The organism is Arthrobacter sp. GW460-12-1-14-TSB2 (assembly GCF_059423525.1).
Genome location: NZ_JBWKYC010000027.1, coordinates 23543 through 43621, shown reverse-complemented (window position 1 = coordinate 43621; position 20079 = coordinate 23543). Strand labels below are relative to the sequence as shown.

Sequence of the window (20079 nt, the reverse complement as noted above, 5' to 3'; positions counted from 1 at the left end):
AACTGCTCACCGCCGAGCAACTGGAAGAGCTCCTCAGCCCGCAACGCCTGGCCAACCTCAGCAAGTAGTCCCCCACCACCCGACAGCCCTCCACCTACCCCGCCCGATCAAGGGAGCAGGGGCACACCGCCGTGCCCAAATATCCCCGGTGCCTACGCAAGGACTGAGTATGAAAAACAAATCAACGATGTGGATTCTGGCAGCGCTCGTGTTCGGAATCCTCAGCGGGCTGCTGTTCCACTGGCTGCTGCCGGCGGACACCCGCGGAGCCGTTGTGGGCGTCCTCGACACCGTGACGCACATGTTCCTGAACCTCATCAAAATGATCATTGCGCCGCTGATCTTTGCCACGCTCGTCTCCGGTATCGCAGGAGCGGCGAAATCTGCAGGGGTAGGGAAGCTCTTTGGCCGCTCCATGGTCTGGTTCCTGTCCGCCTCCGTCCTGGTGGGCGCCTTCGGTTTCATCACCGCCCACATACTCAACGTCGGTGACGGGCTCAACCTGATGCCGGGAGGTGATGCGGGGATGGAAACGAAGCCCCTCGATTACCAGGAGTTCATTACCCACATCATCCCCACAAGCGTCTTCGCCGCGCTGACCGCCAACAACCCCCTTCAGATCCTCGTCTTCGGCGCTCTCTTCGGCATTGCCCTGCTGAACCTCCGGAAGAAGGGCCGCTCCTCCATAGCGGATGCCATTGATGAACTCATGGGCGTCATGCTGAAAGTCACCGGGTACGTAATGAAGGCGGCCCCGGTCGGGGTGTTCGCCGGCATCGCGGCGGCCTTCACCTCCAAGGGCGTGGACGCTTTCGCAACCTATGCCTCGTTCATCGGCGGCTTCTATGTCTCCCTCTCCGCCCTCTGGGCGATCATGATCGCCGTCGCCGTCGCTTTCCTCGGACGGGCGGCCTTCCGGCTGGTCCGGATCGTACGCGAACCCATGGTGATCGCGTTCGCCACCTCCAGCAGTGAGGCCGCGCTGCCCAAGCTCATTGAAGGCCTGACCAAGTTCGGCATCGCGAAGCGCACCACCGGTTTCGTGCTCCCCCTGGGTTACTCGTTCAACGTGGACGGTTCCATGATGTACATGACCTTTGCGTCCGTCTTCCTGATCAACGCCTACGGCATCGACATGGACCTCGGCCAGCAGATCGCCATGACGGCAATGCTCCTGCTCAGCAGCAAAGGCATGGCCGGGGTTCCCCGCGGTTCGCTCGTCGTGGTGGCCGCCGTGGTCCCTGGTTTCGGTATCCCCGCCGCCGGCATTGGCGTCCTGCTAGTGATCGACCAGCTCCTGGACATGGGACGCACCGCCACCAACATCCTGGGAAATGCCATCGCCACCGCGGTCATCGGCCAAAAGCACGACAGGTCTGCTTCCCCTCTCGAAGCCCCTCGTCCCGACGCGTCCCACGGGGCGCAAGACAGTGAATACAGCAGGGAACCTGAGCGCGTTTCGATGCACTGACCGGTCCTCGCCCGGCCACCCACATTCCACTTGCGAATCCACTCCACACCGAATGAAAGGCCATAGCCCATGACCGCTGCCTTTGAGCTCCAGAGTCCGACGGACGTGCAAACCACTAAGCGGGCGGGAAGCACGCGAAGAACACCGATCAGGACACAAATTATCGACTATCTGGCAAGCAATGGTGCAAGCAAGGTAGCCGACATCAGCAACGGCATCGCCTCGTGCCGGGACTCAGTCAGGCACCATCTGGCCGCGCTTGAGAGCGCTTCGATCGTCCGTTCCAATATTGCCCCTGGACAAAGGGGCCGGTTCACGCCCTTCTACGCCCTAGCCCCTGGAACGCCTGGAAAGCCAGAAAAAACAGAGTCGGATTCCTCACCTGACGTCGCTGGCTACTAAGCAACCGGACGACGGCGGGACCCCCCGCCGTCGTCCGTTGTGCCTTAATCGGGTGCCTTAAAAGGCCGGAGTCCCATGCCCGCGTCCCCGGCCCGCCGCGCCTTGGTTCAGGGACCTAAAACGCAGCACCGGATTTAGTCCGGCACCCATATTTTCCCGGAAATGCTCTGGATAGCATTGGGGGACCGGACAGAGCCGTCCGGGCGGGTATCGATGCAGAAGGAAGCCCATGGCCGCAGCTACAGTGGACGACATCCTGTCGGATCTCCCCCTGGGTTTCGCCAGTCTCATCCTCCGGCCGTCCCGCGCAGATTCGCCGATCGAACGCTTTCTGATTGTTGACGCCGACGACGAAACATCCGACGGCAGCGCCGCGTTTGTCCTGCTGATCGGCGTTCGGGGACGCTCCGCACTGCCGGCGCTGCGGCGCCTCCTGAAAAATCCTCCCCTGGTGCTTGCCGTTAAGGGCAGTCCGGGCGAACTCGAGGAAGCTGAAGAGCTGCTCCGGGCAGCGGGAACGGGCTTGCTCCTGGTGGACCCGGCCGCTGACTGGGACCGGCTCCTGTCCATCGCCAAAGACCGGATCATGCCGCGCACCTACCAGAGCGAAGTGCTGACGCTGCTGGAAGAAGACCTGTTCGCCATCGCGCAGACCACCGCACGCCTGACGTCCAGCCACGTGGTCATCGAGGACGCCGCCAACAAAGTCCTGGCCTACTCCACAGTGACCAATGACATCGACGAGCTCCGCAAGGCATCGATCCTTGCCCGCCGTGGTCCGCGAAAATACGAACTCCTGCTCAAGGACCTCGGCGCCTACCGCGAACTGCACCGGACCCGCCTGCCTGTCAGGGTTCCGGCCCGGCCACAGGACGGGTTGAGGGAGCGCGTTGCCGTCGCCCTGTTCGCCGGCGAGCGCATCATGGGCTACATCTGGCTGCAGGAAACCGGGGACGGGTTCGGCGCCGACGTCGACTATGTCCTGACCGGATCGGCCGCCCGGGTGTCAGCCGAGCTGATCCGCTACCGCAACCAGCAATCGGTGCACATGCGGGAGGACCGGATCGCGCGGATCCTTTCCGGCCCCGCGGAAGCCGCAGCGAGTGCACATAGCGAGAAGATCCCGGCGGACCGCCCCTCGGCACTGATCCTGCTGGGAATGTCCGCCACTGAGGCGCAGGAAGACGATGCAGCCCTCAAACACGGGGAACTCGCCAACCTTGCGTCCATCCATGCGGCGGCCTACAAAGCGTCTGCCATCGTGGGGCAGTTCAACGGCGACACCGCCGTGATCGTACCGGGACTCCAGTCCGCCAACGCCGAAGCCGGGCTGCGGAGCCTCGCCGAGGCCATCGTCCGGGACGCGGGGAAGCACCTGGGCATCGGTCCGTTCGCGGCAGTGGGGCCGATCGCCCCTGACCTTTTGTCGATTCATTCGGTGACCGCCAAAACGGAGGCCCTGCTCGGCTGCATGCGGCGGTCAGGGACCGCGTCAGTGGCCGCGGTGGGCGACTTCGAGGTGGACATCCTCTTCCACGAGGCGGTGGAGAACTTCACGTCCTCCGACTTCCGCCATCGCAGCCTCTGGGCCCTCCTCCGCAACGATGGCGAACTGGCCGAAACCCTCCGGGCGTATTTCGAGGCATCGCTGGACGTGGCCGAATGCGCCCAGCGGATGAGGATGCACAAGAACACCGTCTACTACAGGATCAGCAAGATCAGCCGGGTCACCGGCCTCAACTTCAGCAATCCCCGAGATTCATTGGTCGCCCTGCTCCACCTCCAGGAGTGGGCCGCCACGCACAATAAGGAGCACCTGGGCACGAAATGATGACAGCACTCGATTCACCGCCTCTTGGCCTGGTCCTGGCTGACATTGTCCGCAGCCACCGTCCCCGGAGTGAAGCCGGCTCGGTGCCCGCCGGCATCCCCCACCTGTCATCGCCGCCGTTCGACCGCTTCGGAATCGCGGTGGCCACAACGTCCGGGGACGTGTTCGGCGCCGGCGACGCCGACCTGCCCTTCTCGATCCAGAGCATCTCGAAGGTTTTCACCCTGGCCATGGCCCTCAGCGCCGACGACCCCGGCAGGCTGTGGTCCCGGGTGCTCCGCGAACCGTCGGGAACCTCGTTCAACTCCCTGGTGCAGCTTGAAGTGGAGCACGGGATCCCCCGGAACCCGTTCATCAATTCCGGCGCCCTCGTGGTGACCGACCACCTGATGGAAAGGTTCCCTGACGCTGCAGGTCATGTCCTGCAGTTCCTCCGCGTCCAGGCGGGGCAGCACACTGGGCAGGGGCCCTTCATCGATGAAATCGCCGCGGGGAACGAGCTGGCCAACAGCAGCCGCAACCTGGCGCTCGCCCACTTCCTGAAGAACTTCGGCAACCTGCACCGGTCCGCCGAGGCCGTGGTGGAGAACTACGTCAGGCAGTGCTCCATCATGATGAGCTGCGTCGAGATGGCGAAGGCCGGCCTGTTCCTTGCCCGCGGCGGGCACGGAGCAACCGGCCCCGTCGTCTCCCGGAGCGAGGCCAAACGCATCGGATCCATCATGCTCACCTGCGGCATGTACGATGCCGCCGGTGAGTTCGCCTACCGCGTCGGCCTTCCCGGTAAAAGCGGTGTGGGCGGCGGAATCCTGGTCATCGTCCCTGGCGAATGCGCGATCTGCGTCTGGAGCCCGCGGCTGGACTCCAAGGGAAATTCCCTGGCGGGCTCGGCGGCCCTCGCTGACCTGTCCGACCGCACCGGATGGTCTGTTTTCTGATCCGGTCCCCGTACTTTTTCATTCCACCCCTCAGTTAGATCTTCAACCGGTCGAAAGGATCACCCATGTCCAACAACCCCAATGACGAGGTTGGCCAGTACGAGGCTGACAGCGGCCACGCGCACGCCTCTGAGAGACTCCTCCATGCGGAGGACAAGGGCTACCACAAGAGCCTGAAGCCGCGGCAGATCCAGATGATCGCAATCGGCGGCGCGATCGGTACCGGCCTGTTCCTCGGTGCCGGCGGCCGGCTGAATGCCGCAGGCCCGTCCCTGGTCATCGCCTACGCCGTCTGCGGCTTCTTCGCTTTCCTGATCCTCCGCGCACTGGGCGAACTGGTGCTGCACCGCCCGTCGTCGGGCTCCTTTGTCTCCTACGCCCGCGAATTCTTCGGCGAGAAGGCAGCCTTTATTTCGGGCTGGTTCTACTGGATCAACTGGGCAACCACCACCATCGTGGACATCACCGCCGCAGCGCTCTACATGAACTTCTTCGGCCACTACATCCCGTGGATGGGAGCCGTACCGCAATGGGCCTGGGCCCTGATCGCCCTCGTCGTCGTGCTGTGCCTGAACCTCGTCTCGGTCAAGGTCTTTGGCGAGATGGAATTCTGGTTCGCCATCATCAAGGTCGTCGCCCTCGTCGCGTTCCTGCTCATCGGCACCTACTTCGTCATCTTCGGCACCCCTGCGGACGGCCAGGCAGTCGGCTTCAGCCTCATCACCGACAACGGCGGAATCTTCCCCAACGGGATCCTGCCCATGATCATCCTCATGCAGGGCGTGCTGTTCGCCTACGCCTCGATCGAGCTGGTCGGCACAGCCGCCGGCGAAACCGAAAGCCCCGAAAAGATCATGCCGAAGGCCATCAACTCCGTGGTCTTCCGCATCGCCGTGTTCTATGTCGGCTCCGTCATCCTCCTGGCCTTGCTGCTGCCCTACACCTCCTACGAAAAGGGCGTCAGCCCCTTCGTGACCTTCTTCGGATCCATCGGCATTCAGGGTGTGGACGTCATCATGAACCTCGTAGTCCTCACCGCTGCCCTGTCCTCCCTCAACGCAGGCCTCTACTCCACCGGCCGCATCCTCCGCTCCATGTCCGTGGCCGGCTCCGCCCCCAAGTTTGCCCAGCGCATGAACAAAGCCGGCGTACCTTACGGCGGCATCGCCATCACCGCCGGCGTCTCACTCCTCGGCGTCCCGCTGAACTACCTCGTCCCCTCCCAGGCCTTTGAGATCGTCCTCAATGTCGCGTCCGTTGGCATCGTCGTCACCTGGGCCACCATCGTCCTCTGCCAGATGCAGCTCAAACGCTGGGCAGACAAGGGATGGCTGAATCGCCCGTCCTTCCGGATGTTCGGCGCTCCCTACACCGGTTACCTCTCACTCCTGTTCCTCGCCGGCGTCCTGGTGATGGTCTTCATCGACTCCCCGCTCACACTCCTTGTCACCCTCATCGCCTGCGCCCTTATGGTCGCCGGTTGGTACGCCTGCCGCCAACGGATCCACGAAATCGCCGAGGCACGCGACGGCTACACCGGCGCCGCGCCAGTGGTGGCCAACCCGACTCCCATCCGGTAGCTGGTCCCGCAACCGCCACCGGCGCCACCACCCAACAGACGTAAACCAACACCCAACCCAACAAGACAAGTAGTAATGACAACGGAGTCCGCATCCACCATGACCGCAACCGACACTCAATCGTTCGACAGCGACACCATCAATCAGATCGCAGCACAGCCGGCCGCGGCTGCCCCCGGAATGCTGAAATCCGCCGGGCACGTTATCGTCGACTCCCTCGTGGCCCACGGAGTTGAGCGCACCTACGTTGTTCCCGGCGAAAGCTTCCTGGACGTGCTGGACGGACTGCACGGATCCAAGATCGACACCGTGGTCTGCCGGCATGAAGGCGGCGCCGCGTACATGGCCGAAGCCGACGGCAAGATGAACCAGCGCCCGGGGGTGGCCATGGTCACCCGCGGACCCGGCGCGGCCAACGCCCACGTCGGCCTGCACACCGCGTGGCAGGACTCCACCCCCATGCTGCTTTTCGTCGGGCTCATCCCGTTTGCGCACCGGGACCGCGAGGCGTTCCAGGAGTTCGACATCAAAGCCTGGTTCGACACGGGAGCAAAGCGGGTTATGGTGCTTGACCATGCCGAGCGGGCGTCCGAGATCGTTGCGGAAGCCATGTTCGCGGCCATGAGCGGGCGGCCGGGACCCGTTGTGGTGGGCCTGCCGGAAGACATCATCCGGCAGCACGTTGATCCGGCGCTGCACCCGAGCATCCCCGTGGCGGCGGGCGGCATGAGCACCACGGACGCCGAAGCACTCGCCGGTGCCCTTGCACTTTCCAAGAAGCCGCTGTTTGTCACCGGCGGCAATGACTGGACCCAGGAAGCGGCCGGCCAGCTCACCGGCTGGCTCGAAAAGCACCACATCCCGGCCGCCGCGGAATGGCGCACCCAGGGTACGGTGTCCTTTGATTCGCCGTCCTATGTGGGCCCGATCGGCTACGGACGCCCCCGCCCCACGTACGACCTCCTGGAGGAAACCGACCTGCTCGTCTTCGTCGGGACGGTTCCCGGGGATGTGATTACCGACGGATTTGTCTGCCGGCAGGACTGGAACAAGCAGAACTTCCTGGTGACCATCGACCCCTCGCTGCGCGGCCGTTCAGGCCCCGTCTCACGGCAGATCGTGGCCAAACCGGAGGCCTTCGTCCGCGACCTGCTGGGCATCGACCTGCCAGCGAAAGACGAGTGGAAAGCCTGGACGGCCAGGATGCGGGCCGAACAGACGTCCTTTGCCGCCCTGCCGCCGGCCGCGCCGGTGGCAGGGCCGGCCAGGATGGACACCCTGATGGCCAACCTCGTCCCCCGGCTGCCTGAGGATGCCATCGTGACGTTCGGAGCGGGCGAGCACACCAACTGGGCGCACCGGTACTTCCCCACGCGCCGTTACGCCTCCATGCTCAGCGCCAGGAACGGCTCCATGGGCTACTCCATCCCGTCGGCCATCGCCGCCTCGCTGGCCAGTCCGCAGCGCCGGGTGGTAACCATCGCCGGCGACGGGGAGTTCCTCATGAACGGTCAGGAGCTGGCCACTGCTGCCCAGTACGGGGCCACGCCGCTGATCGTGGTGATGGACAACCAGGAGTACGGCACCATCCGCACCCACCAGGAACGGCACTACCCGTCCCGGGTGTCGGGGACGCAGCTGAAGAACCCCGACTTCGGCCTCATGGCCAGGGCGTTTGGCGGGTTCGGCATCACAGTCACCTGTGACGGGGACGTGCCGGCCGCCCTCGACGCCGCGTTCCAGGCCATCGACCGGCAGGGAACGTTTGCGCTCATTCACCTCATCGTGGAACAGCGGGTGAAGGCGTACTGACTGGCCGGTGGGGCGCCTTCCCGGCGCGGCGCCGGATGACGTACTCGGCAACCGCCACGTTGATCACCCAGCCCGCCCCCAGGAGCACCGCCCGGGTGGGTACATCAGTGGGGCCAATCAGGAGCAGCCAGGGAATGCTCACCAGCGCCTGGGTTCCCGCGCCCACGGCGATCGCGTAGGCCCGCGTCATCCAGGCGCCGTGCCGCACGAAGTCCCGGCGCCTGATCGCGTCGACGCCCAGGACGATGCTCACCAGCATGGCCGAGCCGAAGAACAGCCGGAGCGGGACGTCGGTGTAGCCGTCCGGGAGTGGATAGAAAACGGACATCCACAGCCCGGAGAGCGCTGTGAGCAGGCCTGCCGGGATGAGAATGCGTCCAGCGATGCGGTGCCAGCCGCGCCGTCCCCGAAGTGAGGGGACAAACTGGAACGCCCCGAGCACGGAGTAAACCGTCACGCCGACAATGTGCGTCACCACCGGGACGGGCGAGGCAAAGAACCGCGCGTTCTGCGGCGTGACCGCTGCACCGGACGCCAGCTCGGTCAGCCGGAGGGCCCCGAAAATCACCGGAATCAGGCTGAGCAGGAGCAGGCCCGCAGGCACGGGCCACTGGGGCCGGTGACGCCGGACGGAGGCGGCAGGAGGGCTGGTGGTTTCGGTGCGCATGGCGGGTCCTTCGCTGGCTGGTATACGGCGTACACCTCTTGCGAATGACCATAGGTGTACGCCGTACACTTGTCAATAGGTCCGCGCTCCTGCGGCGTCGCGGCACCGGCTGTGATGAGTCTCACGCGCAATGAACGGCTATCCGCTTGAGACGTCACCGCCCCTCCGTGCATCATGGAAAGGACGGTTGAGAATGCGATTTCACAACCGCACCAGCCCTGATTTCGCGCTTCGGCGCAGAGAATGCAGCGGCAACGAACGACCCAACCTGGTGGACGCAACGAGGCCAAACCAGTGAGCTCGCCGAGCTGCGCAAGGCCTCTGAGCGTTCACGGATTGTCCCGTCCCGGGCTCCGCGCCGACGCGAAGCCCATGACCAAATTGATGAATGAGGCACCGAATAATGACGTTCGAAACCAATCACTCCGTAACCCTTAAGATCTGGGACCGCTCAGCTATCGATCATACGCTGGACGCCCTGGTGCACGATATTTCCACGAAGGCCAACGCCCACCGGAATGATGTCGCCGTCACCCTCAGCGGGCCGAACACCTTTACGGTGAGCCTGAACCGCAGCGCCGCCCAGGGCGCCGCAGTCTAGGACGCCAGGCACCATAAAAAGCCAGCGGACGACGGCGGGAATTCCCGCCGTCGTCCGCTGGCTTTTCGGCTTAATCAGTCAGAGACGAACCGTAGCCCCGTCAGGCATGGGAGTGCTCGGTGAGGACGGCGTCGATCTGGCCTGCAGCCTCCCTCATACCCTCCTCCATGCCCATCTTCATCACTTCTTCCATCTGCTCCTCGGATTCGAACGTGGACATGATGGTCATGCGCGTGCGGCCGCCGATGTCCTCGAGGTCCACGACTGCATGAGCGATTCCCATGGCGTCCACCGGAGCGCCGGACTCGTCAGCGAAGCCATCGTCGAACTCGAGCTTCCGCGGCGCGTCAATTGCGGTGAAGCGCCACCAGCCGCGAGGCTTCTCGCCTTCGGGGGTGGTCATGTAATAGTCGGCCATCCCTCCGGGCTGGAAGTCGAACCGGTCAAACGTGGCCGGATAGTTGGGCGGGCCCCACCAGCGCTCCAGCTGCCGAGGGTCTTCCCAGATCTGCCAGACGCGTTCGACGGCGGCGTCGAACTCCGCCACAAGGGTGAAGCTGAGGGCCTCAAGATTCTTGGTGGAACTGATAACAGGCATTGCGCAACCTTCCTATCCTTCAGCCAGAATGTCTGCGATCCGCTCGGCGCGCTGCCGCCAGATCGCTTCATACTCGTCAAGCAGCCGGCGGGCCCTCTGCAGGCCTTCATGGTTTCCCCGCACGACCTGCTCCCTTCCGCGCTTCTCCTTAGTCACCAGGGAAGCCCGTTCCAACACCGCCACATGCTTCTGGACGGCGGCGAAACTCATGGCGTAGAGGGCGGCGAGGCCGGAAACGGAATACTCGGCCACCGTGACCCGCCGGACGATATCGCGACGGGTGGCATCGGCGAACGCCTGGAACAGGCGGTCCACTTCGGCATCACTGAGCTGATCTACAACCATTTGGTTGTAGGATATGACTGTCGTGTCCGGGTGTCAATGGGTTAACGCTGGCGGAACCCGGCCCCGTAACTCGTAGCCGCCATCAGGTCCGCACCGTCAGCCCGGAGCCGGGATCGCAAGGTGCCCTTCTTCGGTTCCATGTCGTAGAGCCCCCTCTTGGCAAGCTCCGGCACCACCAGTTCGGCAAAGTCATTCAGGGAACCCGGGCTCACCAGCGGGTTGATCATGTAGCCATCCAGCCCGGACGCCGCCGCGTGGTCCTGGATCTGCGAGGCGACACCGTCCGGCGTACCGATGAACAGCAGGTCCGTTCCGCGCGTGACCTCGGAGAATTTGCGCCGCACGTCCCCGGCCGTGAGCGGCCGGTCCTGCGGCGCCCCCTTGACCACATAGGACGTGAGCCCGTTGGACGCCGTAGCCAGCGGCTCGTCGTCGGCGTATTTGCTGAGGTCGATTCCGGTGTCGCCGGCATAGCTGACGAGCTGTGCCTCCAGGTGGTAGTTGCGCTGCAGCTCCTCGTACTTTTCCTGCGCTTCGATCGCCGTGGGCGCGGTAATGATCCGGGCGAGCGCCATGGAGCGGACCTCGCCGGCGGGACGGCCGCCCTCCTGCGCCCGGCGGTCGATGTCCGCCAGGCCTTCGGCAATTTCCTGCGGATCCTTCTTGGGCAGCAGGATCACTTCAGCATGCTTGGCGGCGAATTCGCGGCCCCGCGGAGACCACCCCGCCTGGAACAGGGCGGGGGTCCGCTGCGGTGACGGCGAGGTCAAAGACGGTCCGTCCACCCGGAAATGTTCGCCATCGTGATTGATCGGCCGGACAGAGCCGGGACGCGCGTACATCTTTTCGCTCTTACTGCCAACAACAGCGTCGCCCGCCCAACTGCCTTCCAGCAATTTGTAGAACACATCCATGAACTCATCCGCGCGGCCGTACCGGTCCGCGTGCTTGAGCATCTCGTCCATACCGAAGTTCCTGGCCGCACTGGAAAGGTATGACGTGACGATGTTCCAGCCGATGCGGCCGTTGCTGAGGTGGTCCAGGGTGCCGAAGCGGCGGGCAAGGGAGAACGGGTGCTCATAGGTGGTCGAGGCCGTGATGACGAAGGACAGCCGCTCCGTCAGCGCCGCCAGCGCAGGGACGTAGATGAACGGGTCATTTGCCGGCGCCTCTACGGCCCAGCCCAGGGCGGCGTCGGCAGATCCGCCGTAGACGTCATAAAGGCCCAGCACGTCGGCGAAGAACAGCGCATCAAGGTTGGCCTGTTCCGCGGTAACGGCCACGTCCCGCCAGCGGTCCAGGGAGTTGACCGACAGGCGGTCATCCAACGGGTGCGTCCAGAGACTTGGGGCACCGCCGCAACCGACGCTGGCCTGTTCGTAGAGGGCGAAAAGCAGCGGGGTGGTAGGGGTGCTCAAGGCGGATCACTTCGCTTTCATGGCGGGACGGAAAATCTATGTGCATCATATACAAGCGCATATGCTTGTAATGCCTATTATGGTCTGTCAGGATGATTCACAAGCCGCACGAGCGGCTCCGGCCGATCGAGGGAAGAGGCATCCGGACATGGACGTTGCAATGAAAAGTGTGCGCAAACTCCGCGTCCACTGGCCCATTGGCGCAGTTTCGTTGAGGCGGCTCGTGGAGGGTGACCTGGAGGTCCTGAAAACGGACCCCGGCCTCTCGTCACTTTTCGACACACTGGAGTCCTGCCCCGATCTCGGGGACTTTGGCAACTACCGGCACGTGTTCGAATCAAGTTTCGGCTTCGAGGGGTTCACCGCTTCAGCGGCAGCAAACCCCACGTTCGGCCGCGCGGGCGAGCGGACCCTGTCGCCCACTTTTGTCCTGACCACTTACCTGGACGCAGACCTGTCCGACGAGGCCGTCAGCCGGCTCGTCGGGCGCATGATCGAAGTTCACCCTTGGGAGGTGCCGGTCATCGAACTTTCCGAGCCGGTCCGGGTTTCCGCGGCAGCGTCTGTTCGTCCGGCACTGGGGCGGGCGTCATGACAGTCCAGACCACCGGACTCTGGGAAGGATTCCAGTCGTTGCTGTCCGGCCGATCGTTCACGGATCTGACGCACGCCTTCCACCCCGGCCAGCCACACTTCCCTGCCTTTCCGGACGAACGCAGGACGGCCCTGTTCGACCTGGAAAACGGCGACGGCTTCACGGCACATGTCTACTCCATCGTGGGCCAGTGGGGCACCCACGTGGACCCGCCGTCGCACTTTATCCGTGGCGGGCGAAGCCTGGACAACATCCCGGTGGAAGAGATGGTGCTGCCCCTGGTGGTGCTGGACATCAGCACGCGAACCGCGATCGACGCCGACGCGACGCCCACCCTGGCTGACGTCAGAGCATGGGAGGAACGCAACGGAAGGATTCCGTCCGGCGCGTTCGTAGCGCTTCGGACCGGCTGGAGCAAGCGCTGGCCGGACCCGGAGTCGATGGCAAACCGGGATTCCGACGGCGTCAGCCACACCCCGGGCTGGTCCCGGGAGGTGCTGTCCTTCCTGGTCGGCGAGCGGGACATCACGGCGATCGGCCACGAACAGACCGACACGGACCCGGGCAAGGCGACGTCGCACCAGGACTTCAGCCTGGAGACCTACATCCTTGCCCAGGACTGCTGGCAGATAGAGTTGCTCGCCAATCTGGACGGCCTGCCTGAATCAGGGGCTGTGCTGGTGGCCACGTGGCCAAAGCCTCAAGGCGGAAGTGGATTCCCCGCCCGGGTCTTCGCGATCCACTAGAGGCAATCCCCCTGACCGGCAGCTGCCACGAACTAAGATCGGATCCATGTCGAAGATCTCCAGCATGGGCCGCGGAATGCAAGTCGTCTTAGCTGTCGGGTCCCGTCACGAGGGCGGAGCGCGCGGCGCGACCGTCGGGGACATCGCCGCAGACCTCGGCAAGGACCGTAGCCAGATTTCCCGCGGGCTTAAGGCCGCCCAGCAGGAGAACTTCCTGCTCCGTGGCGGACACCGGGAGTACTCATTGGACTGGAGCCTCTACACGGATGCCCAGTTACTCACTGAGCAAAGGCTCCGGACCGACGGATTGACGGCTCTGGAGGGGCTCGTCGAGGATACCGGCGAAGGTTGCTTCCTGGGTGTCCTCAACGGGGACAGCACCGTAACGATCGGTGAGCATGTCCCATCGGACAGCAGGATGGTGGGTTCGTGGATCGGCCGGCCCTACCCCGCCTACTGCAGCGACGCCGGCCAGGCGCTGCTGTGGGACTCCGGCGACGCCGAGGTCCGGGCCGTCTTTAGCCACACTGAATTTGTGCGCCATGGCCCCAACACTCCCGTCGACGTCGAGGACTTCCTTGCTCGCCTGGCCGGGGCGCGGGAGCGCGGATATTCCGTTGTGGATGAAGAGGCGGAGCCCAACCTGTACTCCGTGGCCGTCCCCGTGCGCGACTTCCGCGCCGAGACCATCGCTGCTTTGCAGGTGGTCGGGCCAAAGGCGCGGCTGGAGCCGAAGTGCGAAGAAATTGCTTCCGCAGCCCTGAAATGGGCCGGCCGGCTTGAAGTGGCCCTGGGGCGTCCTAGCTGACTCCAGTGCCGTCTGCACCCACCGCCGCGAGGCGCCGTGCTGCCGAGTGCAGGGCATCCGCAATTTCCTCGGTCCGGAGCTCAACAGCGGCACGGCTGCCCAGGACGGAGAGGGCTGCGCTGACGCGTCCGCCCGGATCCCGCACGGGAACGGCCAGCTCATGAACGTCGTGCTCAAACTCCTCGGCCGCCCTGATGAAACCCTGCGGGCGGTCATGTTCCATCAACTCGCACACTTCCGATACGGCGTGGGCCGCCCTTGGGCCGCCCACGCCGATGAAGTCCACACCCTGCAGAAGCTCCGCAACCTCTGTTGCCTTGTGGTCCCAGAGGAGGGCACGGCCTGATCCCGTGCACCAGACAGGTGTGACCATGCCCGGTTTCACAAAGCTTCCCGGCACGCCGTCATTGCTCGATGTCCTGAGGAGGACCACCCGCACACCGTCGCGGACTGACAGCCGGGCCCGGAGCCCGAACTCGGCCACGAAGAGTTCCAGCTCGCTCTTGGCTTGGCCGATCCAGCCGACATTGAGGCTGGCCGCCAGCTGGAAGAAGGCCGGACCGGCACGGAACGGTCCGCGCTCTACCCGCTCCAGAATGGTTAGTTCGCACAGCTCCTGGGTTAGCCGGGACACCCGGCTTTGGTCCATCTCCAGTTCGGCGGCGAGCTGCGAAACGCCCAGCAGTGGCCTGCCCTGCTTCTCGCGGTCGATGATGAGCCGGACAAGGCGAAGACCCTGGCCCAGCGATGACGCTTCCGACAATTCCAAGCTGAACCGCTCCCTCTGGTGGACCTCAACGCCCATTCTCACACGGCGCAGGCTGCGGTGACCGGCGGCTGACTAGCTCGCGTGCTGCCGGCGTCGTCCGTGCTTGAAGTAGAAAAACGCGTAGCAGGCCGCGACGAAGGGGATGCCGAAATACAGGGCCGCTACCTGGTTCGGGTCGAAGGCGATGCCGATCAGAGAGACGAGGCACAGAGTGAAGGCAAGGATCGGAACCGCCGGAAACAGCGGGGCCTTGTAGGTGAGGTCTTCGATGTTTCCGCCGTTCCGCACGAAGGCCCTCCTGTGGAAGAAATGCGATGCCGTGATGGACATCCAGACTCCGACAACAGCGAACCCGGCGACAGAGACCAGGGCGAGATACACCGATTCCGGAGCGACCACGCTGCTGATCAGCGAGGCCAGCCCGCCGACCATGCTGACGCAAAGAGCGATGAAGGGAATCCCCTGTTTGGTGAGCTTCCGGAAAGCCTTCGGCGCGTGCCCTTCCTCCGACAGGGAGTAGAGCATCCTGGCGCAGGAGAACAGGCCGCTGTTTCCGGCGGAGAGCAGGGCGGTGATGATGACGAAGTTCATGATGTCCGCCGCGTAGGGAATGCCGATGGAGGAAAAGACTGTGACGAAGGGACTCTCGTCAAGGCCCACCTGGTCAAAAGGGATGGTGGCAGCGATGACAGCGATGGCGCCCACGAAGAAGATCAGCAGGCGGAACACCGTGGTCCGCATGGCTTTGGGAATGCTGGTCTCGGGGTTGGCGGTTTCGCCCGCCGCGACGCCGATGAGTTCCGAGCCGGAGAACGCGTAGAACACCGCCAGGGCAGTCACCAGGACGCCGGAGAAGCCGTTGGGGAACAGTCCGCCCGACGTGTTGAAGTTTTCGAGCAGGAACGGGTGGGAACCTCCGGCCAGCGGGTGGAACCCGACCAGCGCGGCCCCGCCAAAGGCAATCAGGACAACGATGGCGCCCACCTTGATGATGGAAAACCAGAACTCGGATTCGCCGAAGAAGCGCGATGAGACGGCGTTCAGGGCAAACAGAATGGACGCGAAGACGATGCACCACACCCACACCTCAATTCCCGGGAACCAGCGCTGCATGAGCAGTCCGGCCGCGGTGAACTCCGACCCCAGGGCCACTGCCCAGCACAGCCAGTACAGCCAGGCCGTGGTGAAGCCGGTGGCTGGACCGATGGACCTGGCTGCGTAGATGTGGAACGCCCCGGAGACCGGATAAGCGATGGCCAGCTCACCGAGGCAGGCCATGACCAGATAAACGACGAAGGCGCCCACGAGATAGGCGAGGACCGCGCCAAGCGGGCCTGCCTGGGAAATCGTGTAGCCCGAACTGAGGAAGAGGCCGGACCCGATGACGCCGCCCATGGCGATCATCACGAGGTGCCGGGGGCCCATTGACCGGCGGAGCCCGGGAGTTCCGGCCGTGACGGAAACCTGGTGGTCCAAGCTGGCAGTGGAGGAGAGTTCCATGAATTGCTCCCGGAAGTTTGTGGGCGTGCGGACGGGATTAGCCCGTGGCCTGACGGGACCCGGGACCAGGTCGGCGCACCCGCCCGGCGTCATGAAACTAGCACCAAATCCGCGTTAAGATCCTTAAAAGCATTCACAAATGTTTATATTGCACAACATTAAGGCCGCCCGAATCCGTTGTACTCAGGCTCCCCAGCTACACCGGCGTGCTGGCACACTGGGCAGATGAAAGAGTCGCCCTCCCCCGCCCGACGACCCGGAATCCGGGCGGCCATGTTTGTGGACTTCGACAACGTGTACACGGGTCTGCTGGCCCTCGATCCCCTGGCGGCGAAGCGGTTCGCCGAGGATCCCAAGCACTGGGCGGACGCCCTGTCCGCCGGCGGCTCCGCCGAAAGTTCCCGCCGCTTCCTGATCCGAAACTGCTACCTGAACCCGGTGGTGTACTCGAAATACCGGACGTACTGGACCCGTGCGGGTTTCCGTGTGATCGACTGCCCGTCGCTGACGCAGCGCGGGAAATCCAGCACCGACATCAACCTCGTGCTGGATGCGATGGACGCACTGTCCGGCGGCGCAGGCATAGACGAGTTCTTCATCGCCTCGGCGGATGCTGATTTCACGTCGCTCATCCAGCGATTTCGGGCGGCTGACAAGATGACCACGGTCATCGCCGCCGGCGCCGTGGCCTTCGCCTACCGCGAGATGGCGGACAGCGTGGTGGAGTCCCACGACTTCGTGGCCATCCTGAACGGCACCACCGGCGAGCCCATCCGGGCCGTGGCGTCTGTTCAGCCGCCGCAGGTCCAGCCGGCTGCCAAATCCAAGCCCAAGACCATGTCGAAAACCGCTTCCGCCGCGGTCCGGGAGGTCTGCGACTTCGTTCGCGCTGCCCCGGGTCCGGTGGTCGGGGCGATGGTGGCCCACCGCGCACTCACGGCGGACCCTTCCCTGAAGACTGACTGGGGAGGGTACGGAAAATTCGGGACGTGGGTGGCCCAGATCGGCAACAGCGTTGAGTACTCCCCCTCACGGGGCGGCTGGGTCTGGGACGCGCAGCGGTTTTCCAGTGACGACCTGCCCGCGGACGCCGACGTCGAGCCCGGTATCGAGGAACGCGTCACCAGGGTGACGGACGTGCCCGCACTCTCCGCCGCCCAGTTCCGGCAACTGTTCCAGGCGATGGCGGCCAGGCTTCGCGAACAGCCGGTCAACCGCAACGAACTCTCCCGGCTCGTCCGGGACGACTGTGTCACCGCCGGCCAGCCCGTGTCCCGCGGTGCCGTGAACTTCGTCATTCAAGGTCTGGGCTACGTCAATTATCAGCTCAGTGAAAATGCGACGGCGGAAGGGCTGGCGGCGGCATGGACAGAAGACGTGGAGGAGCTTTGCCGCGTGGCGCTGATGGAGTTCGACGACGCCGAGAAGGCGGCCCTGCGGCGCTGGGCCAGTGGCGGCTATCTGGAGGTCTAGTTTCCCTCCGGCAGGCGTCGGTGAGAGGACGACGGCGGGGAGGAACCGCCGTCGTCTGTCTCGGTTTTCTTCGGTTTGCGGCCTCACGGACCGCGGGGGTCAGGCCCGGCTTCGACGCGTAACGGCGCCGAAAATCGCCAATACGATCACAGCCCCCAAAATAGCCAGCAGCCAGGTCCTGAGATCGAAGAAGTCAGCGAGTCCGCCGCCGAAGACCAGCGAGCCGATCCATCCGCCAAGGATGGCGCCAACCACACCCAGAACCAGCGTTACCACCCAACCACCGCCCTGCCTGCCGGGAAGTATGGCTTTTGCGATAGCCCCCGCGATCAAGCCGAGCAGGAGAAATCCGAGAAATCCCATGACGAGCTTCCTTCCGAATGAGAGAACCGCTTAGCTGCGGCGGGAGCAGGAATTCCTGCTGGACGGGGTCATGCCCGTTGCCTGCTGCCGCTCCGCGGTCCGGGTTGCCGGCACCTGCCGGTGAGTGGATTCTAAGGAGTCCTACCGGGCCCGTCACGAGTGGCCGCCACCCGAATATTGCGGCCGCCTACGTGAATTGCCAGCACAGACTACCCACGGACAGCACCTGAGGCCCAAATACCCTAGCGGGTATGCCCGCCGCTTCGTAGCCTTGGCTTCTGGAAGAGGAGGCCGAGCATGTCCGTTTGTGGAACTGAAACCGGCGGCCGGCGCCAGTGGCCGGCCGTCCCACCCCTGAACGTAACCGTCGCATCGGACGGGTGTTTGCCAAGGCCGGACCGTAGGCCCCTCCGTCAGGGAGAGGCTGGCCCGATGCCGGCATCCAGGGGCAGAGTGGTTTCACCGCCGGCATCCTCCGCCGCTTCCGGTCGCTGCGGCTTGTAGACCCAGGCCACCAGCACCACCGAGATGATCATCAGCAGGAACCACGAAACCAGCTTGTCGGGCGAGACCATATGCCAGCCGTCCACCTGGTTGGGGTAGAGCCAGGCCCCCGACCAGGTGGCGATGTTCTCCGCAATCCAGATGAACAGCGCCACCAGGAGGAACGCCAGGACCAGCGGCATCCGGAAGTTCCGGCGGAAGACGCGGAAGTGCATGACGCACCGTCCAAAGACGGTCACGACGGCGGCCAGCAGCAGCCAGCGGGCGTCCCAGATGTAGTGGTGGGTGAAGAAGTTCACGTAGACGGCCGCGGCAATGACCGCCGTAATCCATCGCCGCGGGTACCGGCTGAAGCGCAGGTCGAAGAGCCGGTAGACGCGGACCATGTAGGAACCCACCGCCGCGTACATAAAGCCGCTGAAGAGCGGGACCGCCCCGATGCGGAGGAAACCTTCGGCCTCGTAGGACCAGGATCCGACGTCGGTCTTGAACAGTTCCATCACCGTTCCCACGATGTGGAACAGGACGATAACCCTCAGCTCGCGGACAGTTTCCAGCCGTGTGGCCACCATCAGGATCTGGATGACGACGGCGGCGAGGGTCAGGAAGTCGTTCCTGGCCAGACCGGCGTCGTCCGGGTACCACAGGCGGGCCGCCATGAGCACGGCGAGAAGCGCGGCCCCAAAGATGCATGCCCAGCCCTGCTTGAGGCCGAAAACCACAAACTCGGCGACCCTTGACCTGGCACCTCCGGCAGGGGCACTGTCCAAAAACCGATGGGCCCGCTGATCGATCACAAGCTCTACGGATGTGAAGCTCCGCACTGATCCCCCGTTTCCCTAGGCTGCGCCGAGCCTGCCCAGGCAGTAGTTCTTTGGCCAGTGCCGGACCCGGCGCGGCAGCCGTGGATACACCACCGCGGACCACCGCACGGTGCGGTCGAACCAGCGGCCATGACGTTCAGTCCACGGCAGCCCGAAGCCTTGCCGCAGGTGGTCCGGCAGAAGCCCTGCGGTAATGAAGCGGGCCAGCGGCATGACCGCACGCTGCCAGGTCCGGGGGTCTGTCGGGTAGAGCAGGCCGCGGGCCACACCTGACGCAACGGCATCGGCCTCCAGCCCCTGCAGGCAGCCCTCCCAGTAACGGCCGAATGCCGCGCGGTCAGCCGGCCACAGCTCCGCGGGAAGCTGCAGTGCCGTGCCGATTCTCGCGTAGTCCCGGTACATGAGGTCAGCGGCTTCGTCGTCCAGCGCACCGTAGATTTTTTCGTAGATGGTGACGGCCGTGTCGTACAGGGTTGCCACCACCCAGAGCTGGGACTGTGCGTCGAAGGCGCTGTAGCCCGCGGAGCCGGCGTCAGGTTTGCGGCGGACGGGGGCGTGGGCGCGGTTCACGCTGCGGCGCACCGCTGCCACCTGGTCTTCAGTCCCGTACACCACTGCATACACGTAGGTGAGGGTGGCCCGAAGCCGTTCGAGCGGACGATCGGCAAAGTTGCTGTGCTCGGCAACGCCGTGGCCCACTGCCGGGTTCGCGATCTGCAGCAGGATTGCCCGCCCTGCCCCGGCCAGCAGAACGCCCTCTGCTCCCATGTCGGCAAGTCCACGCACCATGCCCACACACTACCCGAGAGCCGACCCTCGCCGCCGCCGGCGTAT

The 20079-nt window shown here is 64.6% G+C and carries 19 protein-coding genes; 10 read left to right on the top strand and 9 right to left on the bottom strand.

Going from position 1 to position 20079, the window contains the following annotated elements; translation table 11 throughout:
* The first annotated feature begins 169 nt into the window (after positions 1-169).
* The 5 genes from AC07YR_RS21285 (at position 170) to AC07YR_RS21265 (ending at position 8034) form a co-directional block, all read left to right on the top strand.
* On the top strand, positions 170-1471 hold the full coding sequence (locus AC07YR_RS21285) for a dicarboxylate/amino acid:cation symporter (RefSeq protein ID WP_436058705.1): 1302 nt from the start codon (positions 170-172) through the stop codon (positions 1469-1471).
* A 631-nt stretch (positions 1472-2102) separates the two neighbouring features.
* Positions 2103-3704 carry a PucR family transcriptional regulator gene (locus tag AC07YR_RS21280; RefSeq protein WP_494735171.1) on the top strand — a complete coding sequence of 534 codons (1602 nt, stop codon included), beginning with the start codon at positions 2103-2105 and terminating at the stop codon, positions 3702-3704.
* Complete coding sequence (locus tag AC07YR_RS21275) at positions 3701-4642, top strand: glutaminase (protein ID WP_494735170.1); 942 nt, start codon at positions 3701-3703, stop codon at positions 4640-4642. Before AC07YR_RS21280 ends, AC07YR_RS21275 begins: the two co-directional genes overlap by 4 nt.
* Before the next feature lie 65 nt (positions 4643-4707).
* Positions 4708-6222 carry an amino acid permease gene (locus tag AC07YR_RS21270; RefSeq protein ID WP_436058708.1) on the top strand — a complete coding sequence of 505 codons (1515 nt, stop codon included), beginning with the start codon at positions 4708-4710 and terminating at the stop codon, positions 6220-6222.
* Positions 6223-6297: 75 nt separating this feature from the next.
* The gene (locus tag AC07YR_RS21265; protein WP_494735169.1) at positions 6298-8034 is read left to right on the top strand and encodes a thiamine pyrophosphate-dependent enzyme; all 1737 of its coding nucleotides are present in this window, start codon (positions 6298-6300) and stop codon (positions 8032-8034) included.
* Here AC07YR_RS21265 and AC07YR_RS21260 read toward each other — a convergent pair.
* Positions 8003-8701 carry a DUF2306 domain-containing protein gene (locus AC07YR_RS21260; RefSeq protein ID WP_494735168.1) on the bottom strand — a complete coding sequence of 233 codons (699 nt, stop codon included), beginning with the start codon at positions 8699-8701 and terminating at the stop codon, positions 8003-8005. The two genes, AC07YR_RS21265 and AC07YR_RS21260, sit on opposite strands and share 32 nt — an antisense overlap.
* Before the next feature lie 403 nt (positions 8702-9104).
* Here AC07YR_RS21260 and AC07YR_RS21255 point away from each other — a divergent pair, with 403 nt between their 5' ends.
* Complete coding sequence (locus tag AC07YR_RS21255; RefSeq protein WP_011693996.1) at positions 9105-9302, top strand: hypothetical protein; 198 nt, start codon at positions 9105-9107, stop codon at positions 9300-9302.
* A gap of 100 nt (positions 9303-9402) precedes the next feature.
* Here AC07YR_RS21255 and AC07YR_RS21250 read toward each other — a convergent pair whose 3' ends face one another.
* Genes AC07YR_RS21250 through AC07YR_RS21240 form a run of 3 tightly spaced genes read right to left on the bottom strand, consistent with a single transcriptional unit; the run spans position 9403 to position 11663 of the window.
* On the bottom strand, positions 9403-9900 hold the full coding sequence (locus AC07YR_RS21250) for an SRPBCC family protein (RefSeq protein ID WP_436058711.1): 498 nt from the start codon (positions 9898-9900) through the stop codon (positions 9403-9405).
* 12 nt (positions 9901-9912) lie between these two features.
* Positions 9913-10245, bottom strand: a complete 333-nt coding sequence (locus AC07YR_RS21245) for an ArsR/SmtB family transcription factor (protein ID WP_436058712.1) — start codon at positions 10243-10245, stop codon at positions 9913-9915.
* Between the two features lie 41 nt (positions 10246-10286).
* Positions 10287-11663: an NtaA/DmoA family FMN-dependent monooxygenase gene (locus tag AC07YR_RS21240; RefSeq protein WP_494735167.1), complete on the bottom strand. Its 1377-nt coding sequence runs from the start codon at positions 11661-11663 to the stop codon at positions 10287-10289.
* 160 nt (positions 11664-11823) lie between these two features.
* On the opposite strand from AC07YR_RS21240, the gene AC07YR_RS21235 reads away from it, so the two are divergent.
* Genes AC07YR_RS21235 through AC07YR_RS21225 form a run of 3 tightly spaced genes read left to right on the top strand, consistent with a single transcriptional unit; the run spans position 11824 to position 13812 of the window.
* Positions 11824-12258, top strand: coding sequence for a hypothetical protein (locus AC07YR_RS21235; RefSeq protein WP_494735166.1), 435 nt, complete (start codon positions 11824-11826; stop codon positions 12256-12258).
* Complete coding sequence (locus AC07YR_RS21230) at positions 12255-13004, top strand: cyclase family protein (RefSeq protein ID WP_055807563.1); 750 nt, start codon at positions 12255-12257, stop codon at positions 13002-13004. Before AC07YR_RS21235 ends, AC07YR_RS21230 begins: the two co-directional genes overlap by 4 nt.
* A gap of 46 nt (positions 13005-13050) precedes the next feature.
* Entirely contained in the window at positions 13051-13812 is a 762-nt protein-coding gene (locus AC07YR_RS21225; RefSeq protein WP_494735165.1) for an IclR family transcriptional regulator, read from the top strand.
* On the opposite strand, the gene AC07YR_RS21220 is transcribed toward AC07YR_RS21225, so the two are convergent.
* Together AC07YR_RS21220 and AC07YR_RS21215 are read right to left on the bottom strand one after the other, a co-directional pair.
* Entirely contained in the window at positions 13805-14581 is a 777-nt protein-coding gene (locus AC07YR_RS21220) for an IclR family transcriptional regulator (protein ID WP_494735164.1), read from the bottom strand. The genes AC07YR_RS21225 and AC07YR_RS21220 overlap by 8 nt on opposite strands.
* A 72-nt stretch (positions 14582-14653) precedes the next feature.
* Complete coding sequence (locus AC07YR_RS21215) at positions 14654-16081, bottom strand: amino acid permease (protein ID WP_494735163.1); 1428 nt, start codon at positions 16079-16081, stop codon at positions 14654-14656.
* A gap of 225 nt (positions 16082-16306) precedes the next feature.
* Between AC07YR_RS21215 and AC07YR_RS21210 the strand changes: the two genes are divergently transcribed.
* Positions 16307-17554 (top strand): NYN domain-containing protein, encoded by a 1248-nt coding sequence (locus tag AC07YR_RS21210; RefSeq protein ID WP_436058719.1) that lies wholly within the window; start codon positions 16307-16309, stop codon positions 17552-17554.
* Between the two features lie 99 nt (positions 17555-17653).
* On the opposite strand, the gene AC07YR_RS21205 is transcribed toward AC07YR_RS21210, so the two are convergent.
* From AC07YR_RS21205 to AC07YR_RS21195, 3 genes are all read right to left on the bottom strand, one after another.
* Positions 17654-17917, bottom strand: coding sequence for a GlsB/YeaQ/YmgE family stress response membrane protein (locus tag AC07YR_RS21205; protein WP_137324058.1), 264 nt, complete (start codon positions 17915-17917; stop codon positions 17654-17656).
* Positions 17918-18330: 413 nt separating this feature from the next.
* Entirely contained in the window at positions 18331-19245 is a 915-nt protein-coding gene (locus tag AC07YR_RS21200) for a DUF817 domain-containing protein (RefSeq protein WP_494735162.1), read from the bottom strand.
* Between the two features lie 15 nt (positions 19246-19260).
* The gene (locus AC07YR_RS21195) at positions 19261-20034 is read right to left on the bottom strand and encodes an oxygenase MpaB family protein (protein ID WP_436058721.1); all 774 of its coding nucleotides are present in this window, start codon (positions 20032-20034) and stop codon (positions 19261-19263) included.
* Positions 20035-20079: the final 45 nt, after the last annotated feature.

Excerpts from the sequence above, each read along its gene's own strand:
- AC07YR_RS21285 (WP_436058705.1), top strand. The coding sequence starts at position 170 with ATGAAAAACAAATCAACGATGTGGATTCTGGCAGCGCTCGTGTTCGGA.
- AC07YR_RS21280 (WP_494735171.1), top strand. The coding sequence starts at position 2,103 with ATGGCCGCAGCTACAGTGGACGACATCCTGTCGGATCTCCCCCTGGGT.
- AC07YR_RS21275 (WP_494735170.1), top strand. The coding sequence starts at position 3,701 with ATGATGACAGCACTCGATTCACCGCCTCTTGGCCTGGTCCTGGCTGAC.
- AC07YR_RS21270 (WP_436058708.1), top strand. The coding sequence starts at position 4,708 with ATGTCCAACAACCCCAATGACGAGGTTGGCCAGTACGAGGCTGACAGC.
- AC07YR_RS21265 (WP_494735169.1), top strand. The coding sequence starts at position 6,298 with ATGACAACGGAGTCCGCATCCACCATGACCGCAACCGACACTCAATCG.
- AC07YR_RS21260 (WP_494735168.1), bottom strand. The coding sequence starts at position 8,701 with ATGCGCACCGAAACCACCAGCCCTCCTGCCGCCTCCGTCCGGCGTCAC.
- AC07YR_RS21255 (WP_011693996.1), top strand. The coding sequence starts at position 9,105 with ATGACGTTCGAAACCAATCACTCCGTAACCCTTAAGATCTGGGACCGC.
- AC07YR_RS21250 (WP_436058711.1), bottom strand. The coding sequence starts at position 9,900 with ATGCCTGTTATCAGTTCCACCAAGAATCTTGAGGCCCTCAGCTTCACC.
- AC07YR_RS21245 (WP_436058712.1), bottom strand. The coding sequence starts at position 10,245 with ATGGTTGTAGATCAGCTCAGTGATGCCGAAGTGGACCGCCTGTTCCAG.
- AC07YR_RS21235 (WP_494735166.1), top strand. The coding sequence starts at position 11,824 with ATGAAAAGTGTGCGCAAACTCCGCGTCCACTGGCCCATTGGCGCAGTT.
- AC07YR_RS21230 (WP_055807563.1), top strand. The coding sequence starts at position 12,255 with ATGACAGTCCAGACCACCGGACTCTGGGAAGGATTCCAGTCGTTGCTG.
- AC07YR_RS21225 (WP_494735165.1), top strand. The coding sequence starts at position 13,051 with ATGTCGAAGATCTCCAGCATGGGCCGCGGAATGCAAGTCGTCTTAGCT.
- AC07YR_RS21215 (WP_494735163.1), bottom strand. The coding sequence starts at position 16,081 with ATGGAACTCTCCTCCACTGCCAGCTTGGACCACCAGGTTTCCGTCACG.
- AC07YR_RS21210 (WP_436058719.1), top strand. The coding sequence starts at position 16,307 with ATGAAAGAGTCGCCCTCCCCCGCCCGACGACCCGGAATCCGGGCGGCC.
- AC07YR_RS21205 (WP_137324058.1), bottom strand. The coding sequence starts at position 17,917 with ATGGGATTTCTCGGATTTCTCCTGCTCGGCTTGATCGCGGGGGCTATC.
- AC07YR_RS21195 (WP_436058721.1), bottom strand. The coding sequence starts at position 20,034 with ATGGTGCGTGGACTTGCCGACATGGGAGCAGAGGGCGTTCTGCTGGCC.